Origin of the sequence: Yersinia enterocolitica subsp. enterocolitica (assembly GCF_901472495.1) — a bacterium.
Classification (GTDB): domain Bacteria; phylum Pseudomonadota; class Gammaproteobacteria; order Enterobacterales; family Enterobacteriaceae; genus Yersinia; species Yersinia enterocolitica.
Window position 1 is genome coordinate 1866142 of the sequence record NZ_LR590469.1, and the last position, 24989, is coordinate 1891130.

Here is a 24989-nt window from a genome sequence, read left to right on the forward strand (position 1 = left end):
GACATTGCTTAATTTAAGGCAATTTTACTCCGCCCTTTTTTTGCCACCAGAGCCACTTCCCTCCTGATTGATGCAGGCCACTTTTTCTTGCTTGAAGCCTTGTTAGCATTGGGTATAGTAAAAGTATCATTTCTAGCTTGAGCCACTTTTGGCATTATCACATGCATATTCCTTTAGATCGCCAACAAGACATTCCGCTGTATCTGCAAATTGAAGAAGCACTGCGGCGGGCTATTCTCAGTGGCGTATTTGCTGATGGGGATAAATTGCCGTCAACACGTACTTTGGCAACAGAATTGTCCGTCAGCCGCCTAACGGTAGATAACGCCTACGCCGAGTTGGCAGCTAAAGGTTTTTTGCAACAACGACGCGGCAGCGGTGCCTATGTTCGCCATCTCCCGCCACCACCAAGTCAGCCACAACCGCTGTTACCAGGGGAATTCCCACTCGACCGTTTTACCACCGTGACTTCACGGCTGGACGGTTATGCTGATATTCCCCTCCCCCCAGACACCATCAATTTCGCCGCGGGCATTGGCAGCCCAAAGATTTTTCCACTGGATGAATTCCGTCAGATTTTACAATCGATATTGCGACGCCATGCTGAGGAGGCATTCAGTTACGGCGATTACTGCGGTTATTACCCGCTGCGCGATACCCTGAGCCGCATTCTTTCTGCACAGGGAATCGCGACACGCCCAGAGCAATTGCTAATAACCAATGGTTCGCAACACGCCATCAGTTTGGTGAGCCAATCATTATTGGCCCCAGGTGATACCGTGTTGGTAGAAGAACCTACTTATGCCGAAGCAATTGCCCTGTTTCGCCTACATAAAGTGAATGTTGTTGCGCTTCCCAGTGATCAGCAGGGCATGCAATTAGATACGCTGCCTGCGCTATTGGTTAAGCATCAACCCAAACTTATTTATTGCATCCCTAATTTTAATAACCCAACGGGCCGCTGTCTGAGTGAAAGCCGTCGCCATCAGCTATTACACATCGCACGAGCTGCCGGAGTGCCGATTCTTGAAGATGATTACGTCGGGGATTTGCGCTATAGCGGCCAAAAACTGCCTTCATTGCGCTCACTGGCGGCACCGGGCGAGGTTATTTATGTCAGCACCTTTTCCAAAATGTTGTTGCCCAGCATGCGTATTGGTTATTTGGTTGCCGACCAACCCCACTACACGCAGTTGGCGCGTTTAAAACATGTTGATAGTTTTACCAGCTCGAACCTGATTCAGCGGGCGCTGGATGCCTTCGTTACCGTCGGGCGATATGACAAACAGCTGCGACGGGCCTGCCGTTTATATCGCCAGCATCGTGATGTGATGGTCGAGGCTCTCACCCAGACATTACCGCCGGATTGTCAGTTTGAAATACCTGATGGTGGGTTATTTATCTGGCTGCAACTACCACAGAATGCACCGATTTCGCGTTTGATGCCGCGGGCGTGGCAAGCGGGCGTGACTTTCGCCAAAGGCGGTGGTTTTCACACCCAGGAAGCTTACGGGGAGTTTACCCTGCGCTTGAATTTTGCCGCCAACTCCCCAGAATTGATAACTCAAGGAATAAACCGACTAAGTACCGCTATCAGGGAGTGCGGGGCAGAAAACTAGCCCAGCCTAATGGCACTGGGCTATCTATGAGAAAATATTATGAGGAAAATATTACGTTAGAAGGACGCCAACCACAGGCGCAGTTTCATCCCCCAATAGCTGGTCCAGCCGCTGGTGTGTTGTACCATTTTGCCTTGATAGAGAATAACCACGGTCGGTGTGACATTAATTTGCCACTGGGCTGATAACTCGCCTTGCGGGTCATTTATCACCGGCAACTGGTAACCTTTTTTACGGAGCCAAGTCTCAACTTGTGCTGAGTCTCCTGACCTCAGTGCTACAGTCAGAGCATTTTCACCCTCTTGCACCAACTGATTGACACTGGGAGTGGTGAATTTGCACACACCACACCATGTCGCCCAGAAATAGATAAGCAGCGGTTTTTCCTGACTCATTTCTGATAACGAAACCGCCTTTCCTGCCAGCGTTTGCCGTGGTGTATCTGGCCAATTTGCGGGCGCTTGCGGGCGACGCAACCAATCCATTGCTACTGAAACCACCACCACTAGCAGCAATAGAACCATCAGTTCTTTGCCCCAGCGCTTTAAGCGATTCATTTACCCGCCTGTGCCAGTTGTTGCTTCACTATCTCTTCCAATTCCTGATAAGAAATCGCGCCCGGCACCATCTGGTCGCCAATTAAGGTGGCGGGGGTGCCCTGAATACCCAGTTGGTCGGCCAACTTCAAATTGGAGCGCAGCACATTCAGACTTTGCTCACTTAGCGCCGCCGGTGTCACCCCAGTTTTTTTCTGTGCAGCAGCAATACTGCCCGCATCGTGGAAGCCTTTTTTCGCCATCAAACGCTGATGAAAAGCCATCCATTGTTCCGGGTGCTGTTGCCACAGAGTCAATGCCAATCGCGCACTGGTCACCGAGCTTTCCCCTTTGAATGGCAATGGTTTTATCACCACCGCCACCTGCGGGTACTCTGTGACTAACTTTTCCAACAGGGGGTCAAATGTTTTACAGAATGGACAATTGTAGTCGGTGAAAGAAACCAAGGTCAGTTGCGGTGTGGTCGCGCCAAAACGCGGGCTGCCGGGGTCTTGATACAAGGCTTGTTTATTCGCCGCGATAAACTGACTCAGTTGTTGCCCTTGTGCTTCATTGGCCCGCTGCTGCCAGGCATTAACCGATTGCTCCAGAATATCTGGATTAGATATTAGCGTTTCACGGATCAGTTCTTTAATGCGAACTTCCTGTTCAGGGGTGAAGGGAGCCGCCGCCCATAGAGGGGTCGAAAACATAACAAACAGTAATACAGTCAACATTCTCATTTTTCATTTCCTTTCGCATCGGCCAACACTTTAAGCAGAACATCACGATCCAGCAGCGGAGACAGTACGACTCCCTGCGGTTGCTGCGGCCCATAAATTTGGTTGAACGGAATGGCAACACTGCCACGTTCACGTAAAAAAGCGGTGATATCCGCTGAAGGATGTGTCCAGTCTCCGCGTAACACCACCACATCTGGCGCTTGCAAAGCCTGTTGCACATCATCACGCATCAGCACGTGTATCTTGTTAACTTTGCAAGTCACACACCAATCGGCGGTGACATCGACAAACACACGTTTATGTTCGGCCAATGCCTGTTTAATGGCTGTTTCGGTTAACGGCTGCCACCGGATATCGTCATGCAGCGGTTTGCGCCATAAATCTGCGGTTAATGACCCCACCAGCAGCAATCCCCCAACAATCAGTACGGCGATTAAACTGACTATCGCGGCAATGCGAGCGCCGTAACGTCTGCCAATAGCCAGTAGCAGTGCCAGCACAGCTATTGCGGCGATGATAATGACAGTTTGCAGGCCGATATGACTGACCATCAAGCTAAGTAACCACAAGCTGGACGCCAGCATCAGTGCGCCCATTGCAATCCGCAGGTGGTTCATCCAACGGCCGGGGCGCGGTAGGCACAACGCGAGTTTCGGCCAGGCGGCGACGGCCAACCACGGCAAACTCATCCCTACCCCCAGCGCGGTAAAAATCCCCCACAGCGCAGGCAAAGGGGCTGCCAGCGCAAAAGCGACGGCTGTACCGAGGAAAGGAGCGGAACACGGGGTTGCCAGCAACGTCGCTAAAGCGCCTTGCCCAAAGTGACCAGCCATACCCCGTGCGCCCGGTTTCTCAATGCGTGGGGCGGCTATACGGGTATTCAACGATGAAGAGAGCTGAATCTCGAACAACCCGAACAGGTTGGCGGTAAAGAGGGCAGTGACCAAGACCATAAAACCGATAAACCACGGATTTTGGAACTGAATCCCCCAGCCAAGCGCATGATTGCCCAGACGCAAAGCCGTCATCAGCAAGGCCAGCAACCAGAATGAGGTGATTATCCCAGCAGACGAAGCGAGAAACTGCCAGCGTACCTGACGGCGGGTTTGATGCTCAGTTTGCAGAATTGAACCAAGCTTCATTGCCAATACCGGCAGCACACAGGGCATCATGTTAAGGATTAACCCACCGGCCAGCGCCATCAGAATCCACGACCAAAACGAGGAGGCGGATTGCGGTAACGTCAGCGCTGGCCCGATAGTCACCGTGGCCTCTTGCGCCAGCCCACCATCCGCTATCACCAAGGTCAGAGGCTTGCCACGCAGATCGCCCACGCCCTCTCCCCAACCATCAGTAGCGGGTACCCGCACCGATAATTGATTGCCCTGTACCGTGACGACGGGGTTGCCGAGATCAACATCTTCAAGGGTATCGAAGAACAGTTCTGGCTGCTGCCAGCCGTCATCACGCAGAGCAAGAATTTGTACTTCTCCCTGACTAAAACCCGCTTGAATTTGTTGAGTCAATGCATTGGCAATCGGCACTTGTCCCATCGCTTGGGCAAAATCGTGTTCAAACTGCTGCTGCTTTTCAGCGCTAACTGCCGCAGACATATCCAGGCTAAATGGGTAGTCAGTCAAAATGCAGACATTACTGCATGTCGATAGGGTTAATGTTCCGCTGAGTGTTTTGGGAACTTTACCGGAAATCACGATTGGCAAGACGGCCTGCTCATGATAGCCCTGAGTAGAAATTCCAGACACATCAAAACGTTGCGGTACCGGCCAATACCATTTTACGGTTTCAAGAGGTGGCGACCAGGTAATAGCGGGTGCAATGCCCCCTTCTCCCGGCGAGCGCCAATAGGTTTTCCAGCCTTTTTCCAACTGAACACTCAGTAACATACGTGTTTCATTACCAGCAGAAGGCTCGGCACGGACTCGAACCTTGGCATGGTCATTTTGCCCACTGACCAGCCAGCCGCTATCTGCCGCCCAAAGAGTGGGCATCCATAGCAGCAACAGACAGAACAAAGCTGCCTTGCTTAAATTGAACATTGTCTTTCTCCAGAAATAGATTAATTACAACAACATAGAGAGTTGTTGTGCTATTCCCGGAAAATGCATAATCGCAAATGCACCCTCAAACCGCTGGGTGATATGACTCTGGGCGGAGGGAACCGCATACTGGTTGGAATGATGGGCACCAACAACAGCAACAATAAGCCCAGAGAGAAAATAGCTAATTCAAATAGAACGGGGGGCGATGCCAGCAGGGATTTGGCACTTAATTCACAAGGGGTTGGGGCCTCGTTTTCTTCGGCAACAACCTGTGATGATGATGATGTTAAGAGCAGACTTTTTTCCAACGCGTGCAAGCTGGTAATGCGTTGCGTCATACAAACCAGTATGACCAGGCAAGCCAGGCAGAGGAACCACTTTGCGGCGCGTTGTCGTTTAAACATTATCCCTATTTAACCCTATCCGTACTCAACGATATCCATGATCAACCTTGTATCGAATAAATTATCCTTGGAATTGTTAAATCAATTCCATTCAAGGTTGAGCGCCCATCTTAGCGGCATAATTAAGATTATCAATCGTTGAACCTAAACAATCAGTCAAAGTGACATTTCATTACAAAGCCATTTAGCCAAAAACATAATCTGACGGTATGGGTCGCGCACATTTACAGGTATTATACCTGCAACCCGCGGGTCACCGTAGATCCTCCACACTGTCGCCTCCACTGCGAAGGACTGGTTATATGCAACCGTTGAACGGCCCAGGTGTTCCTATTGCCAATGATCGCAATGTTGCGCCGACCAAATTGCCCTCTGCGGGCCAAGTGGAAGAGCGGGCTTTGACCCCTGCACAGCGCACCACGCTGGAAAAGCTAATAGTGCGGATCATGGCGCTCAGCCCGATAAAATCTGCCGAAATTTGGGCGGGGTTGCGCCATGACTTATCCCTTAGCAGTACCAGTGATTTACTGGCTCGCCACTTCCAACCAGCCGAGCAGTTACTGCAAACTCGCTTGTCTCAGGTTCAGGAAAACCATGCCAATCACCAACTACGCCAACAGCTTACCGAGTTGCTGCCCCAAGGCAATAACCGCCAGGCGGTGAGCGATTTTATCCGTCAGCAGTTTGGTCATACAGTGTTAAGTCAGTTAAGCCATGCTGAGTTGCAACAGGTGTTGGTATTACTACAATCCGGTACGCTGAATATTCCACAGCCTCAGTTAACAACGATAACTGACAGGCCATTGCTGCCTGCGGAACATCAACATATTCAATCATTGGTAGCAAAACTCAGTGCGGCGACCGGCGAGCAGCCAGCCAAAATTTGGCAGGCACTATTTGATATGGTGGGAGTGAAAAGTAATGACCCGCTGCCCGCGCGCCATTTCCAAATACTCAGCCAATTTTTACAGGCCAAAGTGGCGCTCAGCCAGCAGACCGCACCAACATTGATTAATCTACAAACGGCTCTGAAACAGCCCGCCGATGCGCAGGAACAGCAGCTCTTAATTGATTATAGTCAGAATCGTTTCCAGGCTAGCCCAACCACACCGCTAACGCAGGCGCAGTTAAACGACATTATTAATGTCTTGTTTGCCGCCCGATTAGACCGGGCGAATGCCGCCCAGCGCTTAGCCGAAGATCAAAAAACCATTCAACCTTTGATTAACCCACTGATTGCCGCCCTGCCACAGTCATTACAACCTTTGTTGCAAAAACCATCACTGGCCTTTGTCGCGCTGATTATTGTCATGGCTTTTTTACTGGCTATTTTTCTCTAAGCGCATTGAACCACTTTATTGGCTCAGGTTATTTCGCTCTAAGCCAATAAAGTGACGCCCTTATCTCAGAGCACTAATAATAGCCAGCCGACCAACCCACTCCAGAATAAGAATGGCAGTGAATATGCATGGAATTTTAGCCAGATGGCCGGTTCACCCGCCATTCTAAGTGCAATTAAATTGGCCATAGACCCCAAAGCGAAGCCAAAGCCGCCAATATTAACTGCATAAGCCACCAACGCACTGGAAGGCAGGTAATTAAGTAATAAAATAGTCGCCGGAACATTACTGATAACCTGGGATAACCCGATGCCCAATATATAAGCCGCAGCCACAGATAAGGTTTTGATTTCACCGAAGAGTGACTGTAAGCCAGGTAATTCAGTCAGTAAGCGCACATCAATAAACATCGCCATAAAGACCACGATCAAGCTCCAGTCTATTGCCAGTAAAACGCGCCGTGCCAGTAACAATAACCCAGCAAAAACAACCAATAGCCCGTAACCCGCCCAGCCAAAATCCACACAAATAATAAAAATTACATACAGCGCCAAACAGCTGAGTAATAAGCGAGATTGATAAGGGTAAACCGGGCTAGAAGTTTGTTTGCTAATTTTACGCGCGGGGAAACGCCACCAGGTCACGGCCAGCAAGGTCAACAAGATTGTTGCCGCCAGCGGAGCCATTTGCAGTGTAAAACCAATAAATGACAGCTCGGAACGGCTCCATAACAGAATATTTTGTGGATTGCCGATCGGCGTTAATAATGACCCTGCATTCACCGCCAGTGCTGAGAAAATAATCAGGCGTGAAACCGGTAAAGCAGATATCTTTTTTAGCGTTAAAATCAGTGGAACAATGATAAACAATGCCACATCATTGGTCAAAAAAGAGGACAACACTGCGGCTGACAAGACTAAAAACAGCGCCAGATGCCGCTCCGTCTGTAATGTATTAATAATCTTCCGACCGATAAAATCGAAGTAACCACTCACCTCGACGCCTTTCGTCAATAGCATTAATCCCAATAAAGTGACAATGGTAGTCCAGTCAATAAACTGTGGGAAGGCCGAAATCTTTGCGGGCATCAATGCGGTCAGGCCGATACCTAAAATCAACAGAATATGCAGCAAGCGATCTTTCAAAAAAGGCCTGAAAACAGTTTTTGCTGCGTGATGGGTAGTCGTGAATAGTGTCATCAGAAGATCTACAAATAGCAGGAGCTGACAAAGAAGGCCACGTTAGCGCAGCCCGTCGTTTTATGCCAGCCCCTATTCTCTACTTCTGGCCAAACTTATCCGCAGTGGCCTCAAGCTAGATTTGGGTATTTTGTTTTATCGCTTTTCTAAAATCATCCATTGAACAGAATCCTTTAGCATCAATCGGACACCCTTTAATTTCCAGTGTGACGCGTTTTGGCGGAGCTTGAAGTGATAGTGGTGTTTTATTACGGATTTGCTCGGTCGACAAATAGATATACTCAATCTTCATCAATTCTTTGTTCTGTTTAATATCTTTCCAACGTTCAAATACTACCTTACCGCTGATGGGTGTTTTCTCATACTGATCTGGCAACTGATATTCTTTCGTTTTGAGTGCGGCTAATAATGACGCAATATTGGAGTCATGCCCAACCAACACCGCCAATTTGGCTTTTTGTGCCGCTAATTCATTTGGCGTTTTCTCACCCACCGGATCAAGGGCTGAACTGATAAAACCAACCAACTTCTCGGCAGCATTATCTGCTATAGCGGGTGAGCCGAATAAAGTTTCATGGTAGAGATTTTTAATATCGATTAATTTACGCCACTCTTCAGAAGAGTGAATGCGTCCCCAGGCAACATCTTTGGCTGGAAAACCTTCATAATATTGCAACATGAAAGCATCCGAAGCACCGGTACCTAATCTTAGTGGGCCGGTAATGCCCGGTTCTTTATTTTGTACTAACACAATATCAGTCGGTTGCGCGCTCCAGTCACATTTTCTATCGATCAAACACGCAGGTGAGTTTTTATAATCCAATACCTTGGACAGCAAATCATAATTAGGTTGTAAGCGCTTATTCAGCCCCTCGACCCCACCTGGCCCGGCGTGTTGATTAATAGAGGCTAATGCCTTCTCTTTAAACTCGGGAGTTATATCCAAGGTAATGATTGGATTAAATACCGGGTCCATTTTGCCAATTTCTTTTTGGTGGACTACGGGCACATTACAACCGGGGAAAGCACCAAATAAGAAATGCTGCGCGGTATCAATGGTTCTGGGTAAACTGTTGGCGTAGGTAAATACCGTCGTAGTTACTGGGCATCCTTTTGATTTTAATAACTTAGTATCTGCCAGCCACTCGCGGAAATACCCGCCCATCATCGCCTCAAGCTCTGCTCCTTTTGGCGTCAGATAGCCGCCAGGTGTCGTCCATTGCGGCCATTTGTCCGGTGTTGCACTGGAAAGCATATCGCCATAATTCACCAGAGGTGCGCGTATACCATGACGGCTCATGACCAAAACCTGTTCAAGCTTATAATTATCGCTTTTATCTTGAGCCATAATATGGGGTGAAGCCGGAAGGAGTATTGCCAATAAGGTCAAGGTATACGCCGTTTTTACTTTTATCATCTCAAGCTCCGTCATCCAGTTGATGGTATATCCCCTTCTCGCTTGACGTTGCGGGGTGGGCTGCAAAGCCAATCACTGCGGGTATAAGAATCGATAGATATGCAATTGCTACAGATTTGTTACAACAGACATAATAGACACAGAAAAGAGGTAAAAGCGGAGTCACATCACAGTTCCACTAATTGTTTTATCCCCGTCATACTTCAAGTTGCAGGTGTGTTGGCTGCTCTCTCGCACCCGAATCATTAACTGGCGTCAACTCAGCGGGATTAATGAGCCTCGCCCCTGAGACTCACCCTACGGGCAGCATAAATGCTGTTCAAATCGGTTCCCGACCGATTTGAACAGCATTTGCCGCCTTTATGCAACTCGAATTATTTAAGGTATTTTTGCGAGTAATCTGGGTGTTAGCGCGGGGGGCGTTTTTATCTCTGCTTAGCGCTGAAATTGCCACAGCGCTATTTTAAATAGAAATTATTTCCTGGCAGGCATATCCGGAATAATTAAATCCCCACGCAATGCGTATGAGCCCAGCACATTTTTGGTTTTCTCATTAAGCCATGCCACTATTTTTGCCGCCATCGCATCCATAGAATATTCAATCGCAGGAATGGTCGGCACCCCCGGATAATGTAATGACCCGGCCAGGCTAAATACCATAATGTCATCAGGAACAGATTTATTAAACGCCTGAAGCTGTGGAATAACGCTTTGAGCTTCCCGCTCATCCGCCACCAGTAAGGCATTAAAATTGAGTGTCGCACTGCTATTAAGTAGCACTTGTAACGCCACTGATGAAGAAGAGGAGTCCATGAAGATGAGGTCACGGTTGAAAGGCAAAAAGTTATTTTCCAATGCTCGTTTATAACCCAACAGCACTTCGTCCACATACCCACTGCTATCCGGATTTATTAAAGCAATCTTTCTTCTACCCTGTTTTATTAAATAATTACAGGCGGTTTCTGCGGCAAAAGCGTGATCAAAATGGATACTATTAGTAGCATCGACATCCATACAATCGACCAGAATAATACTTTCATCCGCGAGATTAAGCGGGAAACGGGCACCAATGATCAGCACGTCATCACACAAGCCACAGGTCAATTCATCCAGTGCCTGCATAACTTCAGCTTTGTTATTGGCAAAACGCAGCAGCAGATGCTTTTGATGCTGACTCAGATGTTTTTCAAGTGCATACAGATAACCGGTGGTTTGGTTTATATTTTCCTGCGCACAGATAACACCAATGCACCCCGTAGACTGGCTCAATAATGATTGTGCGATAACATTTGGCCGATAATTAAGTTCATCGACCGCTTTCAGTACGGCCAGGCGGCTGGCTTCCTTAACGCCACGTGAACCACTCAACACCCGTGAGACTGTGGCTTTAGAAACCCCAGCTAAACGTGATACATCGTTGATTGTAGACATGATTCTCTCCTCGGCAGGCTTTAGTCCTTGCCTGTCATTCCTAAATACAGCTCGGCCCAACTATTGCAGCTTCCTGAGTATAGTCGTTTCCATTTGTCATGGAAACCGAATTTCCATCACGTTTCAAAATAGTTATCCAAACCTCAAAGCTGTGATAGCCATCAAATAAATAATCCCTTTATATACTGGACTTTGATGGCTATCACAGTTCTATCCACTTTGGATGGAAAACGGTTTCCGTATGATATCCAATCATTCGCGAAACAGCCGCATTACCTAATTGGAAAACGGTTTCCATAGAGTGTCAAAATCGTTTTTCATCTCGTTTTTATATTTTGAGGATGGTTGTAGATGTTCAAGATTATGTTGTGTTGCTCTGCCGGGATGTCCACCAGCATGTTAGTTAAGAAAATGCGGGTCGTTGCCGATGAAAGAGGGATTCCTGTTGAGATTGATGCTTTTGGCGTATCTGAATTTGATACCCAGTTTCCGCGCTATCAGGTCGTACTCCTCGGGCCGCAAGTGAAATACATGTTAGGTATGCTCTCAGAAAAGGCCGCTGCTCACGGTATTCCTGTTCAGCCCATCGATATGATGGATTACGGAATGCAGCGTGGCGATAAAGTCCTGGACTATGCACTGTCGCTCATTAACGCGACCCACTAAGAAGGTGTTCAAATGAGTTCTCTTTATCAATCGATGGTTGCTGTTATTGAACAATCTATTACTCCGCTAGCCGGACGTCTCGGACAGCAAAAATATGTTATTGCTATCCGTGATGGCTTTACCGCAGCACTGCCTTTCATGATCATCGGCTCATTTATGCTGGTGTTTATTTTCCCCCCCTTTTCTGCCGATACCACCATAGGATTTGCCCGGGCATGGCTGGACTTTTCTCAGACCTACCGTGCGCAGCTCATGCTGCCATTCAATCTGAGCATGGGGGTCATGACATTTTTCATTTCGGTTGGAGTAGGAGCCAGCCTGGGTCGGCAGTTTAATCTCGATCCGGTCATGACAGGTTTATTGGCATTTATGGCATTCTTGTTAGTTGCAGCCCCCTTTGCCGATGGCAAAATCTCGACTCAGTACCTTTCTGGTCAAGGGATCTTCACTGCACTGATTACCGCTATTTATTCTACCCGCGTTTATGCCGCATTGAAGCAACACAATATTACTATTCGCTTGCCGAAAGAGGTGCCAACCGGTGTTGCGCGCTCTTTTGAAATTCTAATCCCGGTTCTGGTCATTATTGCCACCCTGCATCCACTCAATTTATTCATTGAATCGCAGACTGGCATGATCATTCCAGAAGCTATCATGCATTTACTGGCTCCATTAGTTTCTGCATCAGACTCATTGCCAGCAATGTTACTGTCAGTATTGTTGTGCCAGATTTTCTGGTTCTCCGGTATTCACGGCTCACTGATTGTTACCGGCATCATGAGCCCATTCTGGATGACCAATCTGGCTGCAAACCAGGCCGCATTGGCCGTCGGCGCAACCTTACCGCATATCTATCTGCAAGGTTTTTGGGATCACTACTTACTGATTGGTGGCGTAGGTTCTACATTGCCACTGGCTTTCCTGCTGTTACGCAGCAAAGTCACTCATTTACGTACCATTGGCAAGTTGGGCGTAGTACCAAGTTTCTTCAATATAAATGAGCCTATTTTGTTCGGTGCTCCCATCATTATGAACCCAATAATGTTCATACCTTTCATTTGCGTACCCATGATCAACGCCGTGCTGGCCTACACTGCAACCAAACTAGGATGGCTTGCTCAAGTGGTTTCTCTGACCCCGTGGACAACACCGGCTCCGATTGGTGCATCCTGGGCGGCAAACTGGGCCTTTAGTCCTGTCGTGATGTGCTTGATATGTATGATGGTTTCTGCCCTGATCTATCTGCCATTCCTACGTGCTTATGAGCGATCGCTAGTCAAAACTGAAGGGGAAAAAGTCTCAGGTAACGCACCATCACTTTCAGATACCGTCCGTAGCAACTGATAAAGAGAGCAGATTAATGAAATACCAATTTCCAGATAACTTCTGGTGGGGCAGCGCCAGTTCTGCATTACAAACTGAAGGAGAAAGCCTGCGCGGAGGCAAAAGCCCCACAACCTGGGATGCCTGGTACGCCAGTCAACCGTCGCGCTTTCACCAACAGATTGGCCCGAATGATACCTCTACGTTCTATCGCAATTGGAAACAGGATATTGCTTTACTTAAACAACTGAATCACAACAGCTTCCGCACATCATTGAGTTGGGCGCGATTAATCCCAAATGGCGTTGGGGAAGTGAATCCTGAGGCAGTGACTTTTTATAACCATGTGATAGACGAACTTCTGGCCCAAGGTATCACGCCCTTTATTACCTTATTTCACTTTGATATGCCGATGGCGATGCAAGAAATTGGCGGTTGGGAAAACCGTGAAGTGATTGATGCCTGGCAGCACTACGCCGAAGTGTGCTTTGAACTGTTCGGCGACCGGGTTAAGCATTGGTTTACCTTCAATGAGCCAATTGTTCCTGTTGAAGGTGGCTATCTATATGACTTCCATTATCCCAATGTGGTGGATTTCAGACGTGCGGCGACAGTGGCATATCACACGGTGTTGGCACATGCGACAGCAGTTAGAGCTTATCGCGCTGGTTCGTATGAGGGGGAAATCGGTATCGTGCTGAACCTGACCCCGTCATACCCACGCTCGCAGAACCCTGCTGATCTGCAAGCGGCAGAATGTGCTGATCTCTTGTTTAACCGCAGCTTCCTTGATCCAGCATTGCGCGGTGAATATCCGCAGGAGCTCATTGATTTACTGTGTGATTACGACCAAATGCCGCTACGCCTGCAAGGGGATAAAGCCTTAATTGCTGAGGGTAGAATCGATCTGCTGGGTATTAATTACTATCAACCACGGCGCGTAAAATGCCGTGACAGTGCGGTAAACCCACAAGCACCTTTTATGCCCGAATGGCTGTTTGATGCCTACGAAATGCCTGGCCGTAAAATGAATCCTTATCGCGGTTGGGAGATTTATGAACCTGGTATTTACGATATTTTGACCAATTTACGGCTTAATTATGGTAACCCTCGCTGCTTTATTTCTGAAAATGGTATGGGGGTCGAAAATGAAGAGCGATTTATCCAAGACGGAAAAATTAACGATCAATATCGCATAGACTTTATTTACGAGCATTTGAAATGGCTACATAAAGGAATCAGTGAAGGTTGTCATTGCCTTGGCTACCATATGTGGACATTTATCGATAACTGGTCCTGGTGCAATGGTTATAAAAACCGTTATGGCTTTATTCAATTAGACTTACTCAGCCAGAAACGAACAATTAAAAAAAGCGGGGAATGGTTTACGGCTACCGCGGCAAATAATGGTTTTGATTAATTTAGGAATAAATCATGATTGAATTAGAAGAAGCAGTAATGGAAATTATTGTTAATGCCGGACAATCACGTAGCCTGTGCTTTGAAGCATTACAAGCTGCACGCAAAGGCGACATTGATAAAGCCAAAAGTTTGCTACAGGAAGCTGATGGTTTTGCGCGTCAGGCGCACCATATGCAAACCAAGCTAATTGAACAAGATGCAGGAGAGGCCAGACAACCGATGACGCTTATTATGGTTCACGCGCAGGACCATTTAATGACTTCTTTATTGGCACGTGAATTATCAGAAGAAATTATTCATCTTTATCAGCGTTAATTTTTAAAAATTAAAAATATTAGACCCTAAATAATTCGAGTTGCAAGAAGGCGGCAAACGAGATACAAATCGGTCGGGAACCGATTTGTACAGCATTTATGCTGCCCGCAGGGTGAGCCTCAGGGATGAGGCTCATTAATCCCGATGAGCTTACTATATTGTAAGTGATTTGGGTTATTGAGCGCAGCCAACGCTGCATGCAGCTTGAAGTATAACGGGTATATATTATCCATCTTAAACGGAGAGACTATTACGCCTAAAATTCAAATAAAACTTATTCTAATGAAATTATAGAAACAACCTTACTTTGGTGATAGCACTATTATCCTGTTAAATTCGGGCGGGATAATATCGCCTACTATAATAAAATACTAAATTGAGATAGCGATGACAATATACAAACAACTTCCATTAGCAATGGCGGTTATCGCCGCGCTTTGCCCTATTTCTGTACTGGCACAAGAAACAGTTACCACAATTACCACTGAGCAACTTAATAAAATAGTGGCCGACGCAGTAGAAAAAGCACTGGCAGAACGTAAAGAAAAAATAGAAGCAGCCACTATTCAAAAACCAAGCGTAGATATCGTTGAGAAAGCCTCTATTCCGCCAAGCCCGGATATGGCTATCCCTTACGGTCTAAAATTCAATGCTTATGCGCGCTATGGCGCACAGTTCCAAGCAGGTGACCAAAAATACGTAGGTGTTGATGGCTCCTATAATGGCTCTTCAGCGATTGGTCGTTTGGGTAATGAAGGCAACGGCGGGGAGTTCCAGCTTTCTAAAGCCTTTAAAGGCGACAATGGCGCGATATGGGATGTGGTGGTCATGCTTGACCATTGGGGTGATGAAGTTAACCTGAAAAAAGCGTACGCTGGGGTGACTAACTTATTTGAATCTCAGCCGAATGCTTATTTATGGGCTGGTCGCGATTTCCATCAGCGCCCACAACAAGGTATTAACGACTACTTCTGGATGACCCACGACGGACAAGGTGCCGGGATAAAAAACCTGGATCTAGGCGGTGTTCAACTTGATGCCGCGGCTGTTGGTGCAGTGCAATCCTGTAATCCTGAAGTTGTCGCAGACCAATCAAATCCATCACGCATTACCTGTACTGGTGGTTCAGGAACCGGTGATAACGGTCATTATGCTCTGACCTCCAAAATACATGGTGTGAAGTTGGGGCCGATCAATTTTGAATTGCTTACCAACTATGGTTTTGATTCTAAAGCTATTGAAAGCGAAGAAAAGTTGAAAGCTTGGCAGACTGCCGTAGTGCTTAGCCATACCGGTGAAAACATTGAAAATAAATGGGTTACCCGTTATTCAGATAATTCTGACAACAGCGTTTATAACAAAACCGCTGACCTCCGTACTATTTATACCAGTGTTGAGGGAACCTATAAGTTCACACCACAAACTTCCGTGACCTACCTCGCCGCATTCCATGATTATGATAGAAGTAATCATAATGAGGATAACCGTCGTAACTATGGTGTGATTATTCGCCCAATGCATTTCTGGAATGACGTTCATTCGACCTGGCTTGAAGCGGGTTATCAGCGGGTGGATTATGATACCGGCGGCGATAACAAAGGCTGGAAGCTGACACTGTCCCAGAATATTTCTATCGCGATGGGCGCAGACTTCAGACCAATGTTGCGCTTCTATGTCACCGGTGGTGAAGTCGATAACAAACATACTGCCACCACGAGCGACACCGAAGATACACGTCTTGACTCTTTCAACGTCGGGGCGATGTGGGAAGCCTGGTTCTAGTCCATATTCAGGATAGCCGCTGCGGCGGTTATCCTGAGGCCATAGTGCCTTGATAAATGTTGCATTGATAAATGTTGCATTGATAAATATAGTATTAATAAAAATCCTATCTCGCCATCATTACCTCATATTGTCTTACCGTATATCTGCCGTTATCTTGGTATCCATGCGGAATCACACTTTCACCTGCCATAAACAACGGATAGGAATAATAATGATGAAGGTTTTGGGCCTTATTGGCGGTATGAGTTGGGAATCAACTATCCCCTATTACCGGATGATCAACCAATACGTTAAAGAGCAATTAGGCGGATTACACAGCGCCAAGATTATTCTCTACAGTGTGGATTTCCATGAGATTGAGCAGTTACAGGCCAAAGGTGATTGGCAAACTGCGGGCCAGGTGCTATCCGATGCCGCGCTGTCCTTAAAGCGTGCCGGGGCAGAGGTTGTGGTGGTATGCACCAACACCATGCACAAAGTGGCAGATGATATTGAAACGGCCAGTGGATTACCTTTATTGCATATTGCCGACGCCACTGCGGCGCAAATCAAGCAACAAGGGATCAATAAGATCGGTTTACTCGGCACCCGCTATACCATGGAGCAAGAATTCTACCCTGGGCGTTTAACTGAAAAACACGATATTGACGTGATTACGCCAAACAGTGCGGACCGCGAAATCATTAATCGCATTATTTATGAAGAGCTATGTCTTGGCATTACCAGTGAAACGTCACGTCAGGAATATCGCCGTATCATCGGCCATTTAGAGGAGCAAGGCGCACAAGGGATTATCTTTGGTTGTACTGAGATTACCCTACTGGTAAATGCACAAGATGCCAAGGTGCCGGTATTTGATACCACGGCGATACATGCTAAAGCGGCAGCTCAATATGCGCTCCAACCATAGTCATACCGAAAGTCGATAGCATTACGGGGCAAGAATATCAGCCAATAATTATATTCCTGCCCGCCGCTTTTGCACTATAGAGCATTTTATCTGCGCGAATGAGTAATTGCTCCTGCGATTCGTTTTGTTCCAACTCAACCACGCCCAGACTCATTGTGACATGAATATTGCCATCCACCGGCATGATCTCAACCAAATTTCTGATTTTCTCAGCGATGCTTTTAGCCTCAGTTATTTGTGTATTAGGCAAGACAATCATAAATTCATCGCCACCCCAACGGCCTAAAACGTCAATCTCTCTAATGCTATTCCTAATGACATCAACAATATGTGTCAGAGTTAAGTCACCCACCAAATGGCCGTATTTGTCATTAATAGATTTAAAATTATCTAAATCTAGTGAAAGTAATGAGAGTGGCTGGCAAAAACGCTTAGCACGGTTATATTCATGCTTTAGAACCTTTTCTAACAAATAACGATTCGCAGCAGAGGTTAATACATCGGTTTCTGAAAGAATTTTTTTAATATCTAATTGCTGCTGAAGTTGAAAATTACTTTCACGTAACTCCGCGGTTCGTTCTTCGACTAATGCTTCTAACGATTTATTTTTTAATTCCAACTTTTCAAGACGATGCTTTCGGTCATGAATATTGCGGTGAGCACCTATCATTCTGGATACTGTGCCATCACTATTACGTTCAATCACCTTGCCGCGATCCTCTATCCAGATATAGTCACCATCATGAGTTCGGCAACGGTATTCAATCTGATATCTTTCGGCTTGTTGATTTATATAAGCATCGAACTGAAACATAACCCTTTCAAAATCATCTGGATGAATAATTTTCTCCCAGGTATGTACTGTATTCTCAAAAGCATGGGCCGGATATCCCAGCATTTCATACCAGCCGGTATTACGGTAAACAAATCCATTGTTGGCGTTCCAGTCCCAGATACCATCACTTATCACTTCGAGAATTTCATGAACGACGCGCTCATTTAAATCGGCAATCTTAAACTTCTGATCACTTTGATTATGGCTCATTAAACTACCCTGCTGTGTTGGTAAATTAGAAAGCAAAAATAGATTTGTTTAATTATTGTTCTAATATTGTGAATTAACGTTTTTGAGCAGGCAAGGATTTTTTAGCTCTAAATTTGACTTTAAAAGAATATAAACACAGTAAAAACAGACAAGATTAGCGTGAATACTTTACGATTCAATCACCTACTTTTTATAGTGTTATATTTATCAGATCTTGAGTATAAGATATTTTTATGAATAACATGTGATCTACCAGACCTCTTTTATAAGAAACGCCAAAATTAAGCCGAAAAATAGGTGTTTTTGTTAATTGGACTATTTCCGAGAGCTGTGTTTATTTTATAGCGAATAAAAAAGCCTGCGATCTCTCGCAGGCCTAATTATTAACGATCATGTAGCAGAAATATCTGCGATTGATCTTATTTCTGGTATTTACGCATAACCAAGGTAGCGTTGGTGCCACCGAAACCGAAGCTGTTAGACATAACAGTATTCAGCTCACGTTTGGTTGGCTCAGTGACGATATTCATCCCCGCAGCCTGCTCATCCAGATTTTCAATATTAATGCTTGGGGCAATAAAGCCATGCTCAACCATCAGCAGACTAAAGATAGCTTCGTGCACACCGGCAGCACCCAGAGAGTGACCGGTCATGGCTTTGGTTGAGGAGATAGCTGGCGTGTTATCACCAAATACTTCGCGGATCGCACCCAACTCTTTCACATCACCCACAGGAGTAGAAGTGCCGTGTACGTTCATGTAGTCAATTGGTGTATCAACGCCGTCCATTGCCATCTTCATGCAACGTACTGCGCCTTCACCTGATGGGGCCACCATATCAGCGCCATCTGACGTTGCACCGTAACCCACAATCTCAGCATAGATATGTGCGCCACGCGCCAGCGCATGTTCCAACTCTTCCACAACAACCATGCCGCCGCCGCCAGCAATGACGAAGCCATCACGGTCTTTATCATAGGTACGGGATGCTTTAGCCGGAGTTTCATTGTATTTAGTAGACAATGCGCCCATAGCGTCGAACTCGCAGGACATTTCCCAGCACAGTTCTTCACCGCCACCGGCAAACACCACATCCTGTTTGCCCAGTTGGATCAGTTCCAACGCATGGCCAATACAGTGTGCTGAGGTCGCACAAGCGGAACTGATGGAATAGTTTACGCCTTTGATTTTAAAGGGTGTAGCCAGACACGCGGAGACACCGGATGCCATGGCTTTAGTCACCATATAAGGGCCTACGCCACGCAAACCTTTCGCGCGCATGCCATCAGAACCAGCAACCTGGTTACGTGGTGAACCGCCACCAGAGCCGACGACCAACCCACTGCGGAAATTGGAGACTTGTTCTTCCGTCAGACCAGAATCTTCAATGGCCTGTTTCATGGAAAGATAAGCATAAACAGAGGCATCGCTCATAAAGCGCAGCACTTTACGGTCGATATTTTCTGTAATGGTCTCAGGTGCGAGCTTTACGTCACCCCATACATGGCTGCGCATGCCTGCGTCTTTAAATTCCTGAGAGAAAGTAATGCCAGAGCGGCCTTCCTGTAAAGATGCCAGAACTTCCTGCTGGTTATTACCAATGCTGGATACAATACCCAAGCCAGTAATGACTGCACGCTTCATTCAATACCTCTTCCACTTATTTTACATTCGGGATTTTGCAACGCACTTTAGCGTACAGTTGTACGCCGAACAAGTCCGATCAGCGTAATATACCCAGATAATTTTACGATTTGCACGCAGCGGGTCACATAGTTAGAATCGCCCTACCCCTTGAGATATGAGTCTTTCAACGTGAGCCACCCCCCAATCCAAACGGCAACATTAAGCTGGAATGAACAGGGTACACCTGTATCGGAACAGTTTGGTGACATCTATTTTTCTAATGAAGATGGATTAGAAGAGACTCACTACGTTTTTCTCAAGGGAAATGGCTTTCCCGAGCGCTTTGCACTACATCCGCGTGATAACTGTGTTTTTGCCGAAACTGGTTTTGGTACTGGGTTGAATTTCCTGACATTATGGCGTGACTTCGCCCAATTTCGCCAGCTTCATCCCGCAGCTAAACTGCAACGTTTACACTATATTAGTTTCGAAAAATACCCACTTCAGGTTGCTGATTTAGCCGCCGCCCATCAGCGCTGGCCAGAACTGGCCTGTTTTGCCGAACAACTCCGTGCTCAGTGGCCGTTGCCGCTGGCCGGATGCCACCGCATTTTACTGGCTGAGGGAGCTATCACGCTGGATCTGTGGTTTGGTGATGTGAATACCTTGCTGCCCCAGTTGGATTCCAGCTTGAATAATCAAGTGGACGCGTGGTTCCTTGATGGTTTTGCACCGGCTAAAAACCCTGATATGTGGAATGATGTGCTGTTTAATGCCATGGCACGGATGGCGAGGCCCGGCGGCACATTCGCCACTTTTACGGCGGCAGGATTTGTGCGCCGTGGCTTGCAACAAGCAGGGTTTGATGTCGCTAAAATAAAAGGTTTTGGGCAGAAACGTGAGATGCTGACCGGCATACTGCCACAACGCCTTAATACCCAATCTGAGCCTTGGTATCACCGGCCATTGGCCACCCGTTGTGATGATATCGCCATTATCGGCGGAGGAATTGTCAGCGCCTTAACCGCACTAGCGTTGCTGCGCCGTGGCGCCAAAGTGACACTTTATTGCGCCGACGCACTACCCGCCCAAGGTGCATCAGGCAACCGACAAGGCGCACTCTACCCACTGCTTAACGGCAAAAATGATGCACTGGAAATCTTTTTCACCAGTGCTTTTACCTTTGCCCGCCGCCAATACTCTCAATTACTTGAGCAAGGTATCCGCTTTGATCATCAGTGGTGCGGTGTCAGCCAGTTAGCCTTTGATGCTAAAAGCCGTGGCAAGATTGATAAAATGCTGCAAACCGATTGGCCGGCATCACTTGCCGCAGCGATGAGTCGCGAACAACTCAGTGCGCTGGCTGGGTTAGATTGCGCTCACGATGGTATCCACTACCCCGCCGGTGGTTGGCTTTGCCCATCAGACCTCACCACAGAGCTCATGGCGCTGGCGCAACAAAAGGGTATGACCTGCAACTATGAGCATGAACTGCATCAGCTAGAGCGGATTGACGGACAATGGCAGCTCACATTTAAGCAATCGACAGCAAACAAACAACCGCTGGCAAGCAGACAACATGCCACGGTGGTGTTGGCCACCGGCCACCGCTTACCCGAATGGGAGCAAACACGACACCTGCCGCTGTCGGCTGTGCGCGGGCAGGTGTCACACATTCCCACCACGCCGGTACTCAGCCAGTTGCGGCAAGTGCTGTGCTATGACGGTTACCTAACACCAGTGAACCCCGCCAATCAGCATCACTGTATTGGTGCCAGTTATCAGCGCGGTGATGTTACGACTGATTTTCGTGCCGACGAACAGCAAGAAAATCGGGATCGCCTGTTACGCTGCCTGCCTGATGTCAGTTGGCCGCAACAGGTGGATATCAGTGATAATCAGGCGCGCTGTGGCGTGCGTTGTGCTATTCGTGACCATTTGCCGATGGTGGGCGCAGTACCGGATTACAGTGCCACACTGGCGCAATACCAGGATTTGCCGCGTAAAATCCAGCATGGCGAAGACATTCCCCTCGCGCCGGTGTGGCCAGAGCTATTTATGGTAGGTGCTTTGGGGTCACGCGGTTTGTGCAGCGCGCCATTGGTGGCAGAGATTCTGGCCGCACAAATGTTTGGCGAACCGCAGCCATTAGATACAACCACGCTGGCGGCACTGAATCCTAACCGATTCTGGATTCGAAAATTACTGAAAGGCAGGCCGGTACAACAGCGTGTTTCGGTATTATCTTAACCGGAGATCACGTAGCTAACACTCCTGCGGCGTCAAAATCACTAGAATCGCAGAGGTGAGGCCAAGTAACGGACCTGGCTAAACCCCTGCGACTTCAGCAATGGAAGCTATTTGATAGCTTGCTCAAGTAAACGATCCCACAACCCCAATACTAAAGCCTGATCCGGAGGGGAAAGCTCACCGGCTTTGATGGCTTTATCCAGACTGGTTTGGACCCTTGCGTGTAGCTGCTCAGCAGTGTGCTCACCGAACTCTTCAGATTCAGCCACTGCCAATGTCAAATGACCGCGCAGGTAACCGCCAGCAAATAAATCATCATCACTGGCGTGCTCTACCATGTCATCAATCTGCGCCAGGATGTGCGTTTCGAACTCTGCGATCATTAATCTTCCTCAATAACCCGTCATATTTCAAAGCGCAGGTGTGTTGGCTGCATTCGTTAACCCGAATCACTGACTTATGTCAGCTCATCGGGATTATGAGCTTCATCAGAGGCTCACCCTGCGGGCCAGCGCAAGCGCTGTTCAAAATGGTTTACAACCAATTTGTATTTTGCTGCCACCTTCCTACAGCTTGAAATCTATTGGGTTATATTTTTTATCCAAAATAATGGGTGTTACAGCCAGACAGAAACTAAGCTAAATCTTCCGGGTAAGGGAAAAGCTCTGCCGCGAATGATGGCGTATTGTAAAACGATTGTAGCGCCTGAATAAAGCGCGCAGGTCGTGGGGATATTCCGTTTTCCAGATGCCACAATACCTGTTCGCGCACTTTTCGTTGAAATGTGATGCGGTCTGGCTCGCAATCACCTTCCAGATTGTCGCAACTGACATTGAACGGGAAACCGGCTGCCACGCAAAACATCCATTCCAGTGCCTGCGGCTTGATCTCAACCACTTCAAACTGGCTTTGCGTTAATGCATCGCGCCCATCGGGGCAGTACCAATAGCCAAAATCTACTAATTTGCGGCGCTCTTCACCGGCAATACACCAATGGGAGATTTCATGCATACCGCTAGCGTAATAACCATGAGCGAAAATCACCCGATGATAAGAAAACTGTTCATCGGCGGGTAGATAGATGGGTTCATCATCGCCTTTCACCAATTGGGTATTATATTCATCACTAAAACAGCTATTAAAAATATCGATTAATTGTTGATAATCATGAGTCATGCTTGGGTCCGTAAGAGCGGTATCAGCAGCGGCATTCAAGTTCACTGTTCTGTTTGATACTTTCAGTTATGCAAAACAAATTATTAGGCGAAAACGTGTAATCCTAGCCAGGCGGTAATTTCAGCACCGTGGCTGTCATACAGTAGCTTGCAACTCATGACGAATGACACCACGACAATCATTGGGCGAATCAATTTCTGCCCTTTGGTCAATACCATATGGGCCCCCAGACGCGCGCCCAAGACTTGCCCCACCAGCATCACCAACCCGATACTCCACACCACTTTGCCGCCGACAATAAAGAAAATCAGGCTACCGAGATTAGAGGTGAAATTGAGCACTTTGGCGTGAGCAGTGGATTTTGCCAGATTAAAGCCACACAAGGTCACAAAAGCCAGAGCATAGAAAGAACCGGCTCCAGGGCCAAAAAAACCATCATAAAAACCTACCCCACCGCCAGCTATTAGGGCGAAGGGCAGCGCAGATAAACGGCGTTGCTGGTCAACTTCGCCGAGCTTGGGGGTCACCAGAAAATAGACCCCAATGCCGATCACCAGCAGCGGTAGGATTTGGCGCAGAATATCGGCCCGCATATGCTGGACTAAAATAGCACCCAGCATTGACCCCACCACCGTGAGAGCAATGGTCAGCTTTTGTTCCTTCAGATTAACCGCCCCTCGGCGAATAAAATAAAGGCTGGCGGAGAATGATCCACCAACAGATTGCAGCTTGTTGGTCGCCAACACCTGCGCTGGCGGTAAGCCTACAGCCAGCAGTGCCGGAACGGTCAGTAACCCGCCGCCACCGGCGATAGAATCAATAAATCCGGCCAATAAAGCGACTAAAAATAATATCCCTAAAACCGCAGGACCCAGGGTAAACCAATCCATGATTTATTCCGCAGCGAAATGGTTATCCAACAAAGCCTGACAGGAAGGTGGCAATGGTGGTGGTAAGGTTTTGCCCGGTTTAGCACTTGGTTGATGAGGCTGGAACCAACTTTCCAATTCAGCACCACACCCATCACCCGGTGGTGGCGTATCTTGGTCCAGACATTCCAGGCTATCGGCTGGGCAACGCAAACGCACATGCATATGGGCGCGATGCCCAAACCACGGCCGCACCTTATGCAGCCAGGTACGATCCGCACCGGCATCTAAACAAAGCTGCTTTTTAATCGCCGGATTAACAAAAATACGTGTTACTTCATTATCATTAGCAGCCAGTTTAATCAGGTTTTCAACTTGTGGCTGCCACAATGCTGGCACCACGCGTTTACCATCAGCGGCAACCAAATCAATAGGTTGTGGTTTTAATAATTGCTGCTGGCTCCAACGCTGCTTCGGCAGTTGCAGCCAAATATCCACATCCAAGCCAGATTGATGGCTGGCATGACCACTGCTAAAACGCCCACCAGCGGGCATCGCCATATCACCAATCAACACAGTACCAAGCTGATTTTTCTGGGCTTTATCACTCAGGCGATGAATAAAGTTCAACAAATCCGGATGACCAAAATAGCGGCGCTGATCCGGGCGCATCACCTGATAATCGGCTGACTCAAGTGGCAATGGCATCGCACCAATAACGCAGCCATTGGCAAAACCACCAATTGCCTGCGGAGATCCTGCCACCGGGTGAGTAATCTGTTGCCATGGCGTCGCTGCCATCACCGGGCTGATGGCAATCAGTGCCAATAAGCCCGCTATCCATTTTTTCATTG

At 47.5% G+C, this 24989-nt stretch carries 22 protein-coding genes; 9 read left to right on the top strand and 13 right to left on the bottom strand.

The features are described 5' to 3' along the window. The first annotated feature begins 161 nt into the window (after positions 1 to 161). Complete coding sequence (gene pdxR, locus FGL26_RS08780) at positions 162 to 1619, top strand: MocR-like pyridoxine biosynthesis transcription factor PdxR (RefSeq protein ID WP_032912782.1); 1458 nt, start codon at positions 162 to 164, stop codon at positions 1617 to 1619. A 56-nt stretch (positions 1620 to 1675) separates the two neighbouring features. Here the strand turns inward: pdxR and FGL26_RS08785 are convergent, their stop codons facing one another. The 4 genes from FGL26_RS08785 to FGL26_RS08800 are packed head-to-tail and all read right to left on the bottom strand — an operon-like array spanning position 1676 to position 5362. Next, positions 1676 to 2176 (bottom strand): protein disulfide oxidoreductase, encoded by a 501-nt coding sequence (locus FGL26_RS08785; protein WP_005171857.1) that lies wholly within the window; start codon positions 2174 to 2176, stop codon positions 1676 to 1678. After that, positions 2173 to 2898 (bottom strand): DsbA family protein, encoded by a 726-nt coding sequence (locus tag FGL26_RS08790; RefSeq protein WP_005171860.1) that lies wholly within the window; start codon positions 2896 to 2898, stop codon positions 2173 to 2175. The genes FGL26_RS08785 and FGL26_RS08790 overlap by 4 nt, the downstream gene beginning before the upstream one ends. Beyond that, positions 2895 to 4955, bottom strand: a complete 2061-nt coding sequence (locus tag FGL26_RS08795; RefSeq protein WP_005171864.1) for a protein-disulfide reductase DsbD family protein — start codon at positions 4953 to 4955, stop codon at positions 2895 to 2897. Before FGL26_RS08795 ends, FGL26_RS08790 begins: the two co-directional genes overlap by 4 nt. Before the next feature lie 50 nt (positions 4956 to 5005). Beyond that, the gene (locus FGL26_RS08800; protein WP_005171868.1) at positions 5006 to 5362 is read right to left on the bottom strand and encodes a copper resistance protein; all 357 of its coding nucleotides are present in this window, start codon (positions 5360 to 5362) and stop codon (positions 5006 to 5008) included. Positions 5363 to 5664: 302 nt separating this feature from the next. Between FGL26_RS08800 and flk the strand changes: the two genes are divergently transcribed. Next, positions 5665 to 6702 carry a flagella biosynthesis regulator Flk gene (gene flk, locus FGL26_RS08805; protein WP_005171873.1) on the top strand — a complete coding sequence of 346 codons (1038 nt, stop codon included), beginning with the start codon at positions 5665 to 5667 and terminating at the stop codon, positions 6700 to 6702. Positions 6703 to 6767: 65 nt separating this feature from the next. Here the strand turns inward: flk and FGL26_RS08810 are convergent, their stop codons facing one another. The 3 genes from FGL26_RS08810 to FGL26_RS08820 form a co-directional block, all read right to left on the bottom strand. Continuing rightward, positions 6768 to 7901 (bottom strand): SLC13 family permease, encoded by a 1134-nt coding sequence (locus FGL26_RS08810; protein ID WP_005171876.1) that lies wholly within the window; start codon positions 7899 to 7901, stop codon positions 6768 to 6770. A gap of 115 nt (positions 7902 to 8016) precedes the next feature. Then, on the bottom strand, positions 8017 to 9318 hold the full coding sequence (gene agp / locus FGL26_RS08815) for a bifunctional glucose-1-phosphatase/inositol phosphatase (RefSeq protein WP_005171880.1): 1302 nt from the start codon (positions 9316 to 9318) through the stop codon (positions 8017 to 8019). Positions 9319 to 9792: 474 nt separating this feature from the next. After that, entirely contained in the window at positions 9793 to 10749 is a 957-nt protein-coding gene (locus tag FGL26_RS08820; protein ID WP_005171884.1) for a LacI family DNA-binding transcriptional regulator, read from the bottom strand. 351 nt (positions 10750 to 11100) lie between these two features. On the opposite strand from FGL26_RS08820, the gene FGL26_RS08825 reads away from it, so the two are divergent. The 6 genes from FGL26_RS08825 to FGL26_RS08850 all read left to right on the top strand — a co-directional run bounded on the left by FGL26_RS08825 (position 11101) and on the right by FGL26_RS08850 (position 17170). Then, positions 11101 to 11415 carry a PTS sugar transporter subunit IIB gene (locus FGL26_RS08825; protein WP_005158553.1) on the top strand — a complete coding sequence of 105 codons (315 nt, stop codon included), beginning with the start codon at positions 11101 to 11103 and terminating at the stop codon, positions 11413 to 11415. Between the two features lie 12 nt (positions 11416 to 11427). Continuing rightward, complete coding sequence (locus FGL26_RS08830) at positions 11428 to 12759, top strand: PTS cellobiose transporter subunit IIC (RefSeq protein ID WP_005171888.1); 1332 nt, start codon at positions 11428 to 11430, stop codon at positions 12757 to 12759. Positions 12760 to 12775: 16 nt separating this feature from the next. Continuing rightward, positions 12776 to 14158: a glycoside hydrolase family 1 protein gene (locus FGL26_RS08835; protein ID WP_005171891.1), complete on the top strand. Its 1383-nt coding sequence runs from the start codon at positions 12776 to 12778 to the stop codon at positions 14156 to 14158. A gap of 14 nt (positions 14159 to 14172) precedes the next feature. Continuing rightward, the gene (locus tag FGL26_RS08840) at positions 14173 to 14475 is read left to right on the top strand and encodes a PTS lactose/cellobiose transporter subunit IIA (protein WP_005171894.1); all 303 of its coding nucleotides are present in this window, start codon (positions 14173 to 14175) and stop codon (positions 14473 to 14475) included. A gap of 387 nt (positions 14476 to 14862) precedes the next feature. Then, positions 14863 to 16257: a carbohydrate porin gene (locus FGL26_RS08845; protein ID WP_005171897.1), complete on the top strand. Its 1395-nt coding sequence runs from the start codon at positions 14863 to 14865 to the stop codon at positions 16255 to 16257. Between the two features lie 217 nt (positions 16258 to 16474). Then, positions 16475 to 17170, top strand: coding sequence for an aspartate/glutamate racemase family protein (locus tag FGL26_RS08850; RefSeq protein ID WP_005171904.1), 696 nt, complete (start codon positions 16475 to 16477; stop codon positions 17168 to 17170). A gap of 37 nt (positions 17171 to 17207) precedes the next feature. Here the strand turns inward: FGL26_RS08850 and FGL26_RS08855 are convergent, their stop codons facing one another. Together FGL26_RS08855 and fabB are read right to left on the bottom strand one after the other, a co-directional pair. Beyond that, positions 17208 to 18215, bottom strand: coding sequence for a sensor domain-containing diguanylate cyclase (locus tag FGL26_RS08855; protein WP_011815910.1), 1008 nt, complete (start codon positions 18213 to 18215; stop codon positions 17208 to 17210). Positions 18216 to 18634: 419 nt separating this feature from the next. Further along, the gene (gene fabB / locus FGL26_RS08860; RefSeq protein ID WP_005171920.1) at positions 18635 to 19858 is read right to left on the bottom strand and encodes a beta-ketoacyl-ACP synthase I; all 1224 of its coding nucleotides are present in this window, start codon (positions 19856 to 19858) and stop codon (positions 18635 to 18637) included. A gap of 171 nt (positions 19859 to 20029) precedes the next feature. On the opposite strand from fabB, the gene mnmC reads away from it, so the two are divergent. Further along, positions 20030 to 22090, top strand: a complete 2061-nt coding sequence (gene mnmC / locus FGL26_RS08865; RefSeq protein ID WP_032908562.1) for a bifunctional tRNA (5-methylaminomethyl-2-thiouridine)(34)-methyltransferase MnmC2/FAD-dependent 5-carboxymethylaminomethyl-2-thiouridine(34) oxidoreductase MnmC1 — start codon at positions 20030 to 20032, stop codon at positions 22088 to 22090. A 107-nt stretch (positions 22091 to 22197) separates the two neighbouring features. Here the strand turns inward: mnmC and FGL26_RS08870 are convergent, their stop codons facing one another. From FGL26_RS08870 to mepA, 4 genes are all read right to left on the bottom strand, one after another. Then, positions 22198 to 22473 carry a YfcL family protein gene (locus tag FGL26_RS08870; RefSeq protein WP_005171926.1) on the bottom strand — a complete coding sequence of 92 codons (276 nt, stop codon included), beginning with the start codon at positions 22471 to 22473 and terminating at the stop codon, positions 22198 to 22200. Positions 22474 to 22723: 250 nt separating this feature from the next. After that, positions 22724 to 23266, bottom strand: coding sequence for an elongation factor P hydroxylase (locus tag FGL26_RS08875; protein ID WP_005171927.1), 543 nt, complete (start codon positions 23264 to 23266; stop codon positions 22724 to 22726). Positions 23267 to 23349: 83 nt separating this feature from the next. Next, a complete protein-coding gene (locus FGL26_RS08880) occupies positions 23350 to 24156 on the bottom strand; it encodes a sulfite exporter TauE/SafE family protein (protein WP_005158580.1) in 807 nt (268 codons plus the stop codon). A gap of 3 nt (positions 24157 to 24159) precedes the next feature. Beyond that, a complete protein-coding gene (gene mepA / locus FGL26_RS08885) occupies positions 24160 to 24987 on the bottom strand; it encodes a penicillin-insensitive murein endopeptidase (RefSeq protein WP_005171929.1) in 828 nt (275 codons plus the stop codon). Positions 24988 to 24989 lie beyond the last annotated feature (2 nt).

Coding starts and splice junctions, on each gene's coding strand:
- FGL26_RS08870 (WP_005171926.1), bottom strand. CDS start 22,473: ATGATCGCAGAGTTCGAAACGCACATCCTGGCGCAGATTGATGACATG.
- FGL26_RS08795 (WP_005171864.1), bottom strand. CDS start 4,955: ATGTTCAATTTAAGCAAGGCAGCTTTGTTCTGTCTGTTGCTGCTATGG.
- FGL26_RS08790 (WP_005171860.1), bottom strand. CDS start 2,898: ATGAGAATGTTGACTGTATTACTGTTTGTTATGTTTTCGACCCCTCTA.
- FGL26_RS08875 (WP_005171927.1), bottom strand. CDS start 23,266: ATGACTCATGATTATCAACAATTAATCGATATTTTTAATAGCTGTTTT.
- flk (WP_005171873.1), top strand. CDS start 5,665: ATGCAACCGTTGAACGGCCCAGGTGTTCCTATTGCCAATGATCGCAAT.
- mepA (WP_005171929.1), bottom strand. CDS start 24,987: ATGAAAAAATGGATAGCGGGCTTATTGGCACTGATTGCCATCAGCCCG.
- FGL26_RS08825 (WP_005158553.1), top strand. CDS start 11,101: ATGTTCAAGATTATGTTGTGTTGCTCTGCCGGGATGTCCACCAGCATG.
- FGL26_RS08810 (WP_005171876.1), bottom strand. CDS start 7,901: ATGACACTATTCACGACTACCCATCACGCAGCAAAAACTGTTTTCAGG.
- FGL26_RS08835 (WP_005171891.1), top strand. CDS start 12,776: ATGAAATACCAATTTCCAGATAACTTCTGGTGGGGCAGCGCCAGTTCT.
- FGL26_RS08845 (WP_005171897.1), top strand. CDS start 14,863: ATGACAATATACAAACAACTTCCATTAGCAATGGCGGTTATCGCCGCG.
- FGL26_RS08850 (WP_005171904.1), top strand. CDS start 16,475: ATGAAGGTTTTGGGCCTTATTGGCGGTATGAGTTGGGAATCAACTATC.
- FGL26_RS08880 (WP_005158580.1), bottom strand. CDS start 24,156: ATGGATTGGTTTACCCTGGGTCCTGCGGTTTTAGGGATATTATTTTTA.
- FGL26_RS08830 (WP_005171888.1), top strand. CDS start 11,428: ATGAGTTCTCTTTATCAATCGATGGTTGCTGTTATTGAACAATCTATT.
- fabB (WP_005171920.1), bottom strand. CDS start 19,858: ATGAAGCGTGCAGTCATTACTGGCTTGGGTATTGTATCCAGCATTGGT.
- FGL26_RS08855 (WP_011815910.1), bottom strand. CDS start 18,215: ATGAGCCATAATCAAAGTGATCAGAAGTTTAAGATTGCCGATTTAAAT.
- pdxR (WP_032912782.1), top strand. CDS start 162: ATGCATATTCCTTTAGATCGCCAACAAGACATTCCGCTGTATCTGCAA.
- FGL26_RS08820 (WP_005171884.1), bottom strand. CDS start 10,749: ATGTCTACAATCAACGATGTATCACGTTTAGCTGGGGTTTCTAAAGCC.
- FGL26_RS08785 (WP_005171857.1), bottom strand. CDS start 2,176: ATGAATCGCTTAAAGCGCTGGGGCAAAGAACTGATGGTTCTATTGCTG.
- FGL26_RS08840 (WP_005171894.1), top strand. CDS start 14,173: ATGATTGAATTAGAAGAAGCAGTAATGGAAATTATTGTTAATGCCGGA.
- FGL26_RS08800 (WP_005171868.1), bottom strand. CDS start 5,362: ATGTTTAAACGACAACGCGCCGCAAAGTGGTTCCTCTGCCTGGCTTGC.
- agp (WP_005171880.1), bottom strand. CDS start 9,318: ATGATAAAAGTAAAAACGGCGTATACCTTGACCTTATTGGCAATACTC.